This window comes from Actinoplanes sp. NPDC023801, assembly GCF_040639655.1.
Classification (GTDB): Bacteria; Actinomycetota; Actinomycetes; order Mycobacteriales; family Micromonosporaceae; genus Actinoplanes.
Genome location: NZ_JBFAAI010000041.1, coordinates 49,494 through 62,391, shown reverse-complemented (window position 1 = coordinate 62,391; position 12,898 = coordinate 49,494). Strand labels below are relative to the sequence as shown.

Genomic DNA, 12,898 nt, shown 5'->3' with positions numbered 1-12,898 from the left:
CCCGGTAGAAGAAGGCCGTGAACCGGGCTCACGCAAAAATCCGCGCCCCGGACGACCGAACGATCGCCACGGTCAGCACCTGCAAAGTCCTGCTCAAGCGGCGCCGCTGCCCACACCGCGCCCCGCGTGCATGCAGGTCGTTCCCGTCCTGCACATGTAGAGAGCGGCCGCTACGCAGGACAGAAAGGCCCATAGCGGATGAACATCACGGGGCTGAGATGACGTAATGGTGATTGCGCCGACCAAACGTGACTTGACCCGCCTAATTGTCCGGCATATCGAGGGCGTCGCCGATTACGGCTGGGCATCCCGCTTTCGTACATCGTAGCAAAACCGCGGAACGGAAATCCGTGTGCGCGCGGATCCGTAATGGTCGGACCGGAGCGGAAATTATTAAGATAAAATGCATACGGCCTGCCGAGCTCGCCGATATTGGCGGCGGCGGTTGATACACCAAGGATCCGCCCTTCGCCGCGCGATTTCGGTAGGCCGGTTGCCCTGCGTGACCGGCACCTGCGGCGTACTGTCGAAATGCATCCTTCGCCTGGGCATTCACCCGGCGATCCAACAATAGAAGCGAGAACACGATGCACGCTTATTCGCGGATTTCTCTTGCCATCGTCGGTGCCGCAGGGCTGGCCATCTCGGGCCTTTCCGCCGCTTCGCCCGCCACGGCTGCACCCAACGACAAAGTGCCGATCTGCCACCAGACGGGGTCAGCGACGAACCCTTACGTGCTGATCGATGTGAGCCAGTCCGCCGTCGATGCTCACCTCCGTAAACACGGCGGCCCGGGAGGCGACTTCATAGCCGACCCGGTAACCGGATGTACGGTCCCGCCCGTCATCACGGATCCGGATCCGAATCCGGGCCCGTTCGTCCTGTGCGTGGTCGGTGCAGGGGTCACTCAGACCTCCACGACGGTGACCGGAACCACGGGCGATGACGTCATCGACTGCACGAACGCCAGCCCCGGGAAGACGATTACGGGCAACGGCGGCAACGACACGATCACCGGTACTGCGTTCGGCGACGTCATCACCACCGGCGCCGGCAACGACACCGTAACCGGCGGTGCCGGCGCTGACTTCATCAACGCCGGCGACGGCAACAACACTGTCACCGGCGGAGACGGCAATGACACCATCACCACCGGTTCGGGCAATGACACGCTCACCGGTGGCCCGGGCACGGACGTGCTCTTCCCCGGCACCGGCAGCGATACCGTCACTCAATGATCAGCCCCTTGACAGGGACGCCCGGCGAGTTCGACCGCGCCGCCTAGCAGGCAGCACCAACTCGCACACCCGGGACTATCCGCAAGATAGTCGCAGATGAGAACGATGGCTCCGGCTTCCTTGCACAAGGGCCGGAGCCATCGCCTTCCGGTGGCCACCCCGGTCGGCGCTCGAGCGGCCGACGGAGCCGATGTCGTGGAGCTTCGCGCATCGGACCGGCGCCGTTCCGGCCGGGCGGAAACACCCGGGGGCGAAGCGCGGGCTGCGGCGGACGTGCGTCACGACACTCCCGCCCGCCGACCCCGTGGCCTGCCGCCCCCGTTGACCATCGCGTTCGGGCCTTCGGCGGGCGGAGGATCGGCCGACACAACGCCACCGCGCAACAACTCGCGGCAGGCGACATCGACGAGGTAGCGATCACCGTCGTCGAGTCGCACCCGGAGATCAGGGCAGGCTGACCTTGACACCTGCGGCTAATGACATTAGCTTTTAAGGCAACGAGGTTAGCCAACCCCTGGAGAGCATGATGACCGAGTACCTGAACATCGCCGGTAACAAGATCACTTACGACGTGACCGGCGAAGGACCCCTGGTGGTGCTCGCGCACGGCATGGGCGACAGCCGCCACTCCTACCGCTTCGTCGCCCCCGCCCTGGTGGCCGCCGGGTACCGGGTCGCCAACATGGACATCCGGGGCTGCGGGGACTCCAGTACCGGATGGGACGGTTATCGCCGTACCGACATCGCCGGCGACATGGTCGCTCTCGTTCGTCACCTCGGGGGCCCGGCCGTGATCATGGGGCAGTCGATCAGTGGCGGCGCCGCGACGATCGCCGCCGCCACGGCGCCGGAGCTGATCAGCGGGGTCATCGAGTTGGCACCGTTCACCCGTGAACAGGCCATCTCGCTGGGCGACCTGATCCGGGTGAAACGCTACCGTGCGGGATTCACCCAGCTCGGTATGACCATGGTTTCGGGAAGCCTGTCGAGCTGGAAGAAGTACCTCGACCTGGCGTACCCGGCCAAGCCCGCCGACTGGGCCGGCGAGCTCGCACGGATCGAGACCACCATGAGTGAGCCCGGCCGCATGAAGATTTTGCAGGCCATGTGCAAGACGAGCCCGGGCGACGCGGGCGCGCAGCTACCGAACGTCAAGTGCCCGGTCCTGATCATTCAAGGCAGCCTCGACCCCGACTGGGCCGACCCCCGCGCCGAAGGCGAGAAGATCATCGCCGACCTGCCCGCCGGGCTGGGGCAGCTGGCCGTGATCGAAGGCGCCGGCCACTACCCGCACGCGCAGACCCCGGACCAGGTGGTCGCCCTGTCATTGCCCTTCCTCACCCGGACGCTGGCCAATGCCTAGGGCCGGACTCGACCAGGCCGCGGTCACCGCCGCCGGCGCCGCCCTGGCCGACGAGGTCGGCCTCAACGGGCTCAGCATGGGCCTGCTCGCCGAACGGCTCGGCGTCCGGACGCCCTCGCTATACAAGCACGTCGCCGGCCAGGCCGATCTGATCCACCGGATCGCCGTCCTGTCCCTGAACGAGTTCGCCGATGCCATCCGCGACGCCATCCAGGGGCGAGCCGGCCGGGATGCCCTCGTCGCCGGCGCACACGCGATGCGCAGGTGGGTCCTGGAACATCCCGGACGGTACGCCGCCGGCAACGCCGCCGCCGTGACCGGCTCCGACGACCCGCTCCTCCCGGCCATCCAGCGGGTACTCGCCTCCTGGACGGCCATGCTGCACGGATACCACCTGGATCCCGGCAAGGAGATCCACGCCCTGCGGATGCTGCGCAGCATCCTGCACGGATTCGCCACCCTGGAGGCCGCCGGCAGCTTCCAGATCGCCGCCGACATCGGCGAGAGCTTCACCTGGATGCTCGATTTCATCGACCACGGCCTCAACGCGAACCAGTCCGACTCCCTCACCACCAGGTGAACGGGCTGTTGCGCACCTTGCTGAGAGCTGCCGCGGCGAATCGGTTCCTCAGGCTGCGACCGGCTCGGCGGCGACGCTGAGACTGAGCGCGCCGATGCGCTTGGAGCGTTTGGCGTCGTACATCGCCAGGTCGGCGCGGACGATCAATTCGTCGGTGGTGTCACCGGGCACGGCGTGCGCCACCCCGGCACTGACCCCGATGCGCACATTCCCGGCACCGACCGGGATCGACTGTGTGACCAGGTCACGGATGCGTGCGGTGATCGTGTCCACGGCATCACCCGGGCAGATGAAGACGAACTCGTCGCCACCGAGGCGGTACACCGTGTATCCGCCGGGAACGCCGTCGCGCAGCCGCTCCGCGACGGCGACCAGCAACGCGTCACCGGCGGCGTGCCCGAGCCGGTCGTTGACGGCTTTGAAGCCGTCCAGATCGCAGAAGATCACGGTGGTCCCGGCCGGACTCCCGGCGAGCGCGGTGGTCAGGTCGGCCATGCAGGCCACCCGGTTCGGCAGGCCGGTCAGAGCGTCCGTGGTGACGAGACGCTGCAGTCGCTGCTCGGCGAGGCGCCGCTGTGCCGCGAGGCGGGAGATGCGCAACATCACCAGCGGGACGATCCCGGCGGAGCCGAATGCCACCAGGATGCCGGCACTCGGCTGCCCAGCCATCATGCGGATACCGCCGACGATCGGGATCAGTGCGACCATCGTGCCGAGGAAGGTGAGCCGCAGCGGGGTCAGGTCGTCGGCCGGCGCCGGGCCCGGCTGCGTGCTCGTGATCGCCGAGGGGTGCAGGGCGGCGCAGGCGACGCACGCGTAGCCCATCATGAACAGCGCGTTGGTCCAGTCGGGGCGCACCCCGGTCGCCGGGTCGGTGAAGAAGATCGCCGCGAGGTTGCCGCTCATGGCGCCGGCCATGGCCCAGGCCAGCAGCCGGACGGCGGGCAGGCGGGGTCCGGACGCCATCGACACCCGGGCCAGCGCCCCCATCGTCCCGCACATCACGAACACGCTGAAGAACAGGGCGACCTGCCGGCCGAGGGATGTCCCCGTGGCGGTCAGGTGAGGCAGCACGGCCGCGTCCCACAGCAGGCCGCCGAATGCCAGAGCAGCGACCGCGGAGTCGATGACGCCACCGACGTCGCGGCGCCCGCGGCGCACGACCACGGTAAGGGCGCCGGCGAGTGAGCACACGTTCGCCACGGTGAAGAACAGGTCGGCGAGGCCGCCGTCACCGGTGGCGTGATGGCGCACCTCGACGTCCCAGAGCCACACCATGTTGCCGACGTTGAAGAAGCCCAGCATCGCCAGCAGCAGCCACCACGGCGACCGGGTCCCGGCGGGGCTGCGCCGGGCGCCGGACCACACCGCGGGCACCGCGGACAGCGTGAGCAGCATGAACGGCAGGCCTCGCCACTCGGTGGGACACACCAGAAAGAGCACGACGAGGCCGGCGGACCAGGCGGCGAACCAACGCAACAGCACGTCGGCTCACATCGGCGCGAGGCAGCGCGGCCTGAGAGGGCCGGGCAAGCGTCACGCCGTGACGCCCCCCACCAGCCCCCGCACCCTCACCGGGCGCCCTCGGCTCAAGGGTTCGCCGTACCCGTCGCGGCGCGAGGACGGCAGCAGGTGGTCGTCAATCGGCCGGCGCATGGCCGGTGCGGGTGTCGACCGGAGTGCCGAGCTCGATTGTTCGCGAGACGGTGCAGAGCCGGTCGTGTGACATTCGCGCCGCGCGTGGCAGCATCTCCCGGGCAGCGTCGCCGGCGGCGCCCTCCGGGAACGTCGCCCGCAGCTCCACGGCCAGGTTGATCAACCGGTTCCCGCCGGTCTCGTCCCGGACCTTGTCGGCGGTGACGTGGACGGTGAAGCTGTCCGGCTCGGCACGCTTGCTGGTGATGAAGTCGACGTCCGCGCCCGTGCAGCCACCGAGAGCGGCGAGCAGAAGCTCCACCGGGGTGAAGTCGGCGCCGTCGCCGACGCCGATGGTCATCGTGCCGCCGCGGGCGTTGTGAACCTCGTACTGGCCGAGGCTCGTCCGGTGCAGGGTCACGACACGCAGGGTCTCGTCTGCCATACCGGTGAACCTATCCCACCATGATCTCCGCACTTTCCGGCCCTCCCGGCCACCCGAGGGGTGCGGGGCGGTGGCGGCATGAGCAAGGCCGTGCGCCTCCATCCGTACGATGGTGGCGCATCGATCGTCACCACGGCGACGGGTGCCCTTGACCGGGAGGCCGGGAATTGCCCGAGACACACGCCACCGAGGCCACCGGTGCCGTCCCGCCGGGTACCGCCTCCGTGCTCGATCCGGAGGTCTGCGCGCGCTGGCGGCTGACCGCCGGCCCGGTGCTGGCGGACCGGCCGAGCGGCACCTGGGACGCGACGCGAGACGGCGTCCCGGTGATCGTGAAGTACTTCGACGATGCGACCTTCCCCGACTGGCGCTATCCCTTGCGTGTCGCGTCCGCACTGCGGGGCCTGGGCTGGCCTACCCCGGAACCGGTCGAGGAGCCGCTGACCGGCCCGTACGGTACGTGGATGCTGTTCCGGCGGCTGCCCGGCCGATCCCTGCGGCCGGCGGAGAAGGATCAGCCGGCCGAACGACGGGCCCGGGGGCGACTGCTTGCGGAGTTCCACGCGGCCGCAGCAGCCACCGGCATAGACGATCAGCGCGGCGGCTTCCACACCCCTGCGGAGGTCGTCACCGATCCTGAGCTGGAACCCTGGCTCCGACGTCATGAGGCGGCGCACCCGGAGCAGGCCAGGGTGCTGCTGCGCTGTCAGGAGTCCGCCGCGTCGTGGTTCATCGACCACCCGGCCCCGGACGCTCCGCGCATCGTCATCCACGGTGATTTCGCGCCCTGGAACCTGCTGTTCATGGTTTCCCCCGGACATCGACACGGATTTTAGTCGATCCGCACTCGGGGTGTCCGCCCCTGAACTGCCTGTCGATCGCCAAGGCCCACGGGCGTCCTGGGCCCTGGCGACGAGCGGCTACCGGGTCACCCCGTCAGAGGTCGAACTCGCCGTCCTTGGCCCCGCCAACGAACGCTCCCACTCGGTCAAGGTGAAGACTTGCGCGGGCAGCGTCCGGTCCTTCGTGTCGCGGACTTCAACGGTGTCGTCGACGCGCCGGACCTCGACGCACGCGCCTTTGTCTCCGCTGCGTGTGCTCTTGCGCCAGGTCATGGCGAAGCGCGACAGCATGGAGGCGTAGGCGCCTTCCTTGCAGGGGATCACCTGAATGGTGACGTTCCGGAGCTTGGCGAGGTCAAGCATGGCGGTGAGCTGCTCGTGCATCACCTCGGGTCTACCGATCTGCCGGTGCAGAACCGCCTCGTCCATGACGGCGACGAGCTGTAGCTTGTCCTCGGTCACCGGCTTCTGGCGTTCCATTCGGTCGACACCTCGGCTTCTTCTCGCAGCCGGCGGAGCTGCGCGCCGAGCTGAAGTCGGACCACGACCTGGTGCAACTCGCGATCTACATGTGGAACCAGCTTGAGGAAGCGGTTCGCGAGCTCCCACCGACGCCGGCTGCGGAAATGTTCGAGCGCTTCGTCAAGTGGACACGCTGAGCGGCCACGTCAGTGAGTTTGTAAGCGACTTTCGAGCGCCGGGTGTCAGTCGGTTGCAGCGCCGCGAGGCTGCCGACGACAAGATCCTCGCCAAGACCATCGCCCGTTACGGCCGCACCGGTTGCATGATCATCTGCGACTTGAGCATGGCGATCCGTCAGCCGTCTCCCGCGAGAACCCCCGCACTGAGCAGCATTGCAACCAATTTACAACCACGGATTGTCACCCTGTCTGCGACCTTCCATCGAAGGCGGTACGCAAGGAGACAGGAGAACTGATGGTCAACAAGCCCGCGGCTGGCTGGCCGCTTCTGCACAGCACCTAGAGCAGCGTCGCGCTGTCGCGACCCGCGATGAGTTATGCGACCACGTAGTCGCCTCGTCGTGGGAGATGCCAGTACCACACCGGGCACACGTGGCAGTTCCAACAGCCGATCGACAGAGACAGGAAGAGGTAAGCGAAGCGTGAAGAACAGACGGACTCTCAAGAAGGTCATCGCGGTGCTGATGGTGGGCGCGGCAACCACGGCGGTACAGGTGGCCACGAACTCACCCGCGTCGGCACACGACGCTTCCGGAGTGGTGTGGACCTCCGGACCGGGCCCGCTGCCATGGAACGTTGCCGCGCGGGGGCGCGTCACCAACAACTACACGCGGGTGTGGGCCGAGGACGCGAAGGCGGACAATCTCCCGGCGCACGTCTTCTACCGGTACTGGAATTCGGGCAGCCTGGTGACGTCCGTTGTCACCGACACGAGTTCCTCCGGCGGGGCCGTCTCCACGGGCGCGCCCGGGACAGTGCACTCGTTCCAGGTATGTGTCGGGAACTCCAACATGACCTGCTCGGGGTGGTACAGCGCGTAGCAACGCGGGGACGGAAAACCTGGACGGGTCGAGCGCAGTGCGGCGACCCGTCCAGGAGCGGCGAAGGGCGGGGCGCCCAGCCACAACACGACCGCCCTCCTTCTCGCCGACATGATTAACGTCAGTGTCGGAGCAGCGGTAGTCAGCGTACTCGAGAAGGATCGGGCTCCCGCTGACCTGCACGGGCTGTCCTCATCGTGCCCAACGCCGGCTACGAGGCCCCGCGTATCGCCTGGCTGCTGCGGGATTTGCCGGTGGAGATCCTCGGCGGGATGCGCTCCGACCGGGTGCTGCGTCGAGCGACTCCGCCCCGCGTCTACCAGCCCGGAGCCGGCTTGCCTCGCCACAGCTACCAGCCGTTGGACTGCCCGACCGGCGGATGCCGGATGGCATTGATTGGCAGAAGCTCCGAGCTGTGACAATTAGCCCAATGGGGATCGTCTACCTTTGGCTCGCTCTTTCGGATTAGAAAGGGGCGGGTTGAAATTAAAAAGGTACAGCCCAGCCGCACCTCCGACTGTTACACGGTGATTTGTAGGATCCCAGGTACAACAAAGAGCGGCTCGTTCAAGTCGCATCACTGAGACGCAGGCAAGGCCACCTCGATCCCAGATCCGCACTGTCCCGTCATCGCCGCCGCAGGTAGCGATCCAGTCGCCGTCGGGGGCGATCGCCACCGCGGAAATCCGTCCTTGGTGGGCGGTCAGTTCACCGCGTGGGTTGCCGGTGGCTGCGTCCCAGATCCGTATTGTCTTGTCGTCGCTGCCGGTGGCGATCCAGGTTCCGTCGGGGGCGATCGCCGCAGCGACCACCGAGTCTGTGTGACCGGTTAGTTCGCCGCGTGGGTTGCCGGTAGCTGCGTCCCAGATTCGCACCGTTCCGTCGCCGCCGCCGGTAGCGATCCAGCTCCCGTCAGGGACGATCGCCACCGCATGCACCGAGCTGGTGTGGTTGGCCAGTTCACTGCGTGGGGTGCCGGTAGCTGCGTCCCAGATCCGCACCATCCCGTCGCCGCCGCCGGTGGCAGCCCAGCTCCCGTCCGGGGCAATCGCCACCGCGACCACCGAACTGTGGCTGGTCAGTTCACCGCATGGGTTGCCGGTGACTGCGTCCCAGATCCGTACCGTCACGTCATCGCCGCTGCTGGTGGCGATCCAGGTTCCGTCGGGGGCGATCGCCACTGCGGACACCCGGCCCTTGTGGGCGGTCAGTTCATCCCGGGGGTTGCCGGTGGCCGCGTCCCAGATCCGTACTGTCCCGTCGTCGCCGCTGCCGGTGGCAATCCAGTCGCCGTCGGGAGCGATCGCCACCGTGCGTACCGTGCTGGTGTGGCCGGTAAGTTCACCGCGGGGGTTGCCGGTGACTGCGTCCCAGATCCGCACCGTCCCGTCACTGCTGCCGGTGGCGATCCAGGCTCCGTCGGGGGCGATCGCCACCGCGGATACCCCTTTGTGGGCGGTCAGTTCGCCGCGGGGGTTGCCGGTGGTTGCGTCCCAGATTCGCACCGTTCCGTCGCCTCCTCCGGTGGCGATCCAGCTCCCGTCAGGGGCGATCGCCACCGCGACAACCGAACTGGTGTGGCCGGTCAATTCACCGCGGGGGTTGCCGGTGACCGGGTCCCAGATCCGTACCGTCCGTTCGTACCCGCTGCTGGTGGCGATCCAGGTTCCGTCGGGGGCGACCGCCACCGCGACTACCCACCCCTTGTGGGCGGCCAGTTTGGCGCGTGGTGTGCCAGTATCTGAATCCCAGACTCGCACCGTCCCGTCATCGCCGCCGGTAACGATCCAAGCTCCATCCGGGGCGACCGCCACAGCGAACACCGTGCCCCTGTGACCGGCCAGTTCACCACGGGGGTTGCCGGTGACCGGATCCCAGATGCGCACCGTCCCGTCACCGCCGCCGGTAGCGATCCAGGCTCCATCCGGAGCGATCGCCACGCTTTGCAGCGAGTACTTGTCGGCGTGGATCACCCGTCGAGTGGCGGGATCGGGCAAATCTGGCAACGCCCACGTGGTTTGCAACCGAGGGTGCTGGCAGGCGAGGCGGCGGGCTTGTGGTCCCCAATCGGGATCATGATCGACTCGACTGAAGAGCACGTCGGTCAGTGAGTACGGTGGATCGGTCGGTGTCAGCAGATGGGCGCTCTGTCCGAGTACCCGGGTGAGCCGGGCGGTGCGAGGGGTGACTATGTGGGCGAGGTCGGCGAACGGCCCTGCCGGTCCGGCCTCGTGTAACCGTGACCGCACCCACCGCAGGTCCGTGGCAAGCAGCTCCGCATCGACGTGACGGCTGACGGCGAGATGCTCGACCAAATGTTGGCGCATGTAACGAGCGGTTTCAGGCAGCTCCCACCAGGCTGTCACCTGATCTCCGTTGGAGACCCCCGGCGCATGCGGCAGGTCGACGGCGACCGCATCTAACAGCGCCTGGTGCACGTCGGGGACCTGGTCAGCGAGTTGTTGGTGCAGGTAGTCGCGCACCACGTCGTGCAGGCCGATCGTGCCGCCGGTGTCGGTCGCCGTCAGCGTCAGCAGGGCCAGATCAGCCAGCCGCGTGCACAGCACGCTGGACTGTACTTCGTCCAGTTGACCGGTAGCCCGCCACAAGACGGCGACCAGCCTGACCGGGATGACCTCGTCCTCGATGAAGATCGCTAGCTCGGCCAGCCGAGCGCGCTCCTCCTCGGTGAGTAGGCCTGCGCTGGCCTCAATCGTGGCCGCCACCGCCTGGCTACGCTGTTCCGGGTCGTCAACGTCCAGCTGCCGCACATCCACCCCGGGTAGATGTCCGGTCGCCTGCAACGGTCCGTCATGTCGCAGCCGCCGCAGCAACTCCCGTGCCCCCACGGTCAGATCGGTATGAGACTGTGCCAAGGTTGCCAGGTTGCGGTTGGTCAGCCGCAGCAGGAGCGGCCACCGACCGGTCTCCTCCAGCAATGCTTGCACCACCGTCTCCGGCAGCCTGGGGAGATCGGCGGTCAACACTCGCCGGGCTTGCGCTGACGACATCCGATCCACCTGCACCGGGACCACCTGCCCCACGGCCAAAGACGGGATGCGTGTGGTCACCAAACGGACACACGGGCCCGCTACCGGGAACACCTCCAGCTGGTCGTCGAACCACACATCGTCGAGCACGAGCAGCCGCCGCGGTCCCTCGGCGAGCACCGCCGCCAGGTGCTCTGCCGCCTGCCGCACATCCGTGAACTGCTGGGCCCGACCCGGATCAATCCGTTTGAGAAGGTCGTTGACCTTCTCCACCAGTGCACCGCGACGCGCGTCGCGACCTAATGTCACCCAGTAAACCCGACCACTGAACCGGCGCAACACCCGCGGATCCGCCCGGACCAAACGCGCCACCGTGGTCTTGCCGAACCCTCCAGCGCCGCACACTGCCGTAGTGACTCTTACCGTTCCAGACTTTCGCCGGCCCAGCACCGCACTTACGATCTGCCGCACCTCGGCAGGCCGATCCACCACCCACGACTCCGGCCGCTGATACGCGGGCACCAGCTCGGCCAGGCTGTCCTCATAGCGTCGCTGCGCCCACCACGCCAACACCCCCGCGGCCGCCACCGCCGCCACCGACCCGGCCAACCACCACAGATAATTGCGGTTCATGGACGGCAACCAACCCGGCCACCACGAAACCGGACTACCCGTCGCCGCGTTCGCCGCGATCGACGCGAACGCCGCAGCCCCTGCGGCAACCAAAGCAGCCGCGACCATCACCAGCAACCGAACCCGTCGCACCGACCACCCCATCAATCGGAAACCTTGATCCAACCGCAACCAAACGATCAGTCGCCAACCGATCGGGGAGATCCATCACTTCGGATTCCAACGAGCCCTGGAAATCGTTCGCCAGCTCCTCCGGTTCACGCATCGCCGCCCCCAAATGGCCGTCGTCGACCTACTCCGCCCGGCCAGCACCGCCGAACACCAACACTTTGAGCATCCTCAGCGTCATCCGGCTAATGGCTCGATACCGTTGTTCGGATTGCCTACATGGCGCTTACGAACGGCCGCGCATTACCTAATCCGAAATTACCTCAAATCCTCGCGCCTTCATCGGTCACGGCGCTTGAACGCGGGACGCGGCCCTTCTAACCACGACGCGGCCACCGAATTGATGAGCAACTATGACTCCCAATGGAAAGTTGCTATACACAATACCGAAACGCTCTACAGCATTCCGCTCCCGACTTGAGCCACACTCTCATCGGCATGACAGGACACCGGTCCGTCGCCAGGCCACCGGTCGCGACGGCGGTGGGCGACCCTAGCGCGGACAGCGGCAGATCCGGATGTTCGGTTCAAGCAATTCGACGTTCTGTTGGTGAGCCATTTGCGCTTCGGTGATCTCGGGCTATGACCTCACCGGGCTCGGTCGCCTCCGCACCGTAGAGGCTGTGCAGTTCAAGAGCCGCGCGCTACTGTCCCGACCATGGGACAGGTCACCGACGCTTGGTCGGCCATCGAGAGGTGGATGGCGAGACACGCACCGCGGAGCGCGGAGCTGCTGGCCGGCCCCGCCGACCCGGCCGAGATCGCCGCCGCCGAGGCCCGGCTCCGGGTGGCGTTCCCGCCCGAGCTGGTCGAGTCCCTGCGCCGCCACGACGGGCTGAGCCGGTGGGGGTGGGACAACGTGCTCCCCGGGCAGCCCCCGCTCCAGGTCGCTCAGATCGTCGCGCATCACGAAATGTGCATGGAGATTGCCGGCTACTCTGACGGGCGGAAGCCGGTCGAGGAGGGCGGCGACGAGCCGTGGTGGCACCCGCTCTGGATCCCGTTCGCCGAGATCGACGGCGACGCGCAGATCATTGACCTGCGACCAGGCCCCGGCCACGGGCGGCTGGGCTGGGCCTACCACGACGACCGCGGCACCTTCCGCGACGCGTGGCCGAGCCTCGGCGCCTACCTGGCCGCGACGGCCGATGCGCTCCTGCGCGGCGGCGGCACCAGCAGGTACGCCGACGGTGGACGGTACTGCTTCCCGTACCTGACGCCGGAGGACACGCTGTGGTGGGCTCCTCCGGGCACGTCCGACCTGGACGGCGAGCCACTGCGCCCGGCACCGGTCGGCCTCACCTGAACGTGAAGTGACGGTGCGCAAGCGCCAGCGCGCGCGTCGCGGCAGATAGCTCGATTCCGCACCGCAGCGAGGGTGTATGCGTGCCGGTCAGCGCGCTGCGCGCGGGCTACGACGGGGACCCAGCGCGCGTTCTCTGCGGCAGATCAGTGCACTCTTACTCCTCTCGCGGCCTCGAT

General features: G+C 67.6%; 10 protein-coding genes and 2 pseudogenes. 7 read left to right on the top strand and 5 right to left on the bottom strand.

The window, feature by feature from the left end; all coding sequences use genetic code 11:
* The first annotated feature begins 587 nt into the window (after positions 1–587).
* The 3 genes from AB0G04_RS40970 to AB0G04_RS40960 all read left to right on the top strand — a co-directional run bounded on the left by AB0G04_RS40970 (position 588) and on the right by AB0G04_RS40960 (position 3,181).
* Positions 588–1,238, top strand: a complete 651-nt coding sequence (locus AB0G04_RS40970; RefSeq protein ID WP_360995067.1) for a hypothetical protein — start codon at positions 588–590, stop codon at positions 1,236–1,238.
* 526 nt (positions 1,239–1,764) lie between these two features.
* The gene (locus tag AB0G04_RS40965; RefSeq protein WP_360995064.1) at positions 1,765–2,601 is read left to right on the top strand and encodes an alpha/beta hydrolase; all 837 of its coding nucleotides are present in this window, start codon (positions 1,765–1,767) and stop codon (positions 2,599–2,601) included.
* On the top strand, positions 2,594–3,181 hold the full coding sequence (locus AB0G04_RS40960) for a WHG domain-containing protein (protein ID WP_360995062.1): 588 nt from the start codon (positions 2,594–2,596) through the stop codon (positions 3,179–3,181). The genes AB0G04_RS40965 and AB0G04_RS40960 overlap by 8 nt, the downstream gene beginning before the upstream one ends.
* Before the next feature lie 48 nt (positions 3,182–3,229).
* On the opposite strand, the gene AB0G04_RS40955 is transcribed toward AB0G04_RS40960, so the two are convergent.
* Both AB0G04_RS40955 and AB0G04_RS40950 read right to left on the bottom strand, forming a co-directional pair.
* Entirely contained in the window at positions 3,230–4,666 is a 1,437-nt protein-coding gene (locus AB0G04_RS40955) for a GGDEF domain-containing protein (protein ID WP_360995059.1), read from the bottom strand.
* A gap of 154 nt (positions 4,667–4,820) precedes the next feature.
* On the bottom strand, positions 4,821–5,261 hold the full coding sequence (locus AB0G04_RS40950; RefSeq protein WP_360995056.1) for an OsmC family protein: 441 nt from the start codon (positions 5,259–5,261) through the stop codon (positions 4,821–4,823).
* A gap of 167 nt (positions 5,262–5,428) precedes the next feature.
* On the opposite strand from AB0G04_RS40950, the gene AB0G04_RS40945 reads away from it, so the two are divergent.
* Positions 5,429–6,097 (top strand): aminoglycoside phosphotransferase family protein, encoded by a 669-nt coding sequence (locus AB0G04_RS40945; protein ID WP_360995053.1) that lies wholly within the window; start codon positions 5,429–5,431, stop codon positions 6,095–6,097.
* A gap of 84 nt (positions 6,098–6,181) precedes the next feature.
* Here the strand turns inward: AB0G04_RS40945 and AB0G04_RS40940 are convergent, their stop codons facing one another.
* Together AB0G04_RS40940 and AB0G04_RS40935 are read right to left on the bottom strand one after the other, a co-directional pair.
* The gene (locus AB0G04_RS40940) at positions 6,182–6,394 is read right to left on the bottom strand and encodes a DUF397 domain-containing protein (RefSeq protein WP_360995114.1); all 213 of its coding nucleotides are present in this window, start codon (positions 6,392–6,394) and stop codon (positions 6,182–6,184) included.
* Positions 6,386–6,712, bottom strand: a pseudogene (locus AB0G04_RS40935) (Scr1 family TA system antitoxin-like transcriptional regulator); the annotation flags it as partial. The gene AB0G04_RS40940 and the pseudogene AB0G04_RS40935, both read right to left, overlap by 9 nt.
* A gap of 514 nt (positions 6,713–7,226) precedes the next feature.
* Here AB0G04_RS40935 and AB0G04_RS40930 point away from each other — a divergent pair.
* Together AB0G04_RS40930 and AB0G04_RS40925 are read left to right on the top strand one after the other, a co-directional pair.
* Positions 7,227–7,625 (top strand): hypothetical protein, encoded by a 399-nt coding sequence (locus tag AB0G04_RS40930; protein ID WP_360995051.1) that lies wholly within the window; start codon positions 7,227–7,229, stop codon positions 7,623–7,625.
* Positions 7,626–7,813: 188 nt separating this feature from the next.
* Positions 7,814–7,969, top strand: a pseudogene (locus AB0G04_RS40925) (transposase); the annotation flags it as partial.
* Positions 7,970–8,047: 78 nt separating this feature from the next.
* On the opposite strand, the gene AB0G04_RS40920 reads toward AB0G04_RS40925, so the two are convergent.
* Positions 8,048–11,392, bottom strand: a complete 3,345-nt coding sequence (locus AB0G04_RS40920) for an NB-ARC domain-containing protein (RefSeq protein WP_360995048.1) — start codon at positions 11,390–11,392, stop codon at positions 8,048–8,050.
* A 724-nt stretch (positions 11,393–12,116) separates the two neighbouring features.
* Here AB0G04_RS40920 and AB0G04_RS40915 point away from each other — a divergent pair.
* On the top strand, positions 12,117–12,722 hold the full coding sequence (locus AB0G04_RS40915) for an SMI1/KNR4 family protein (protein WP_360995045.1): 606 nt from the start codon (positions 12,117–12,119) through the stop codon (positions 12,720–12,722).
* Positions 12,723–12,898: the final 176 nt, after the last annotated feature.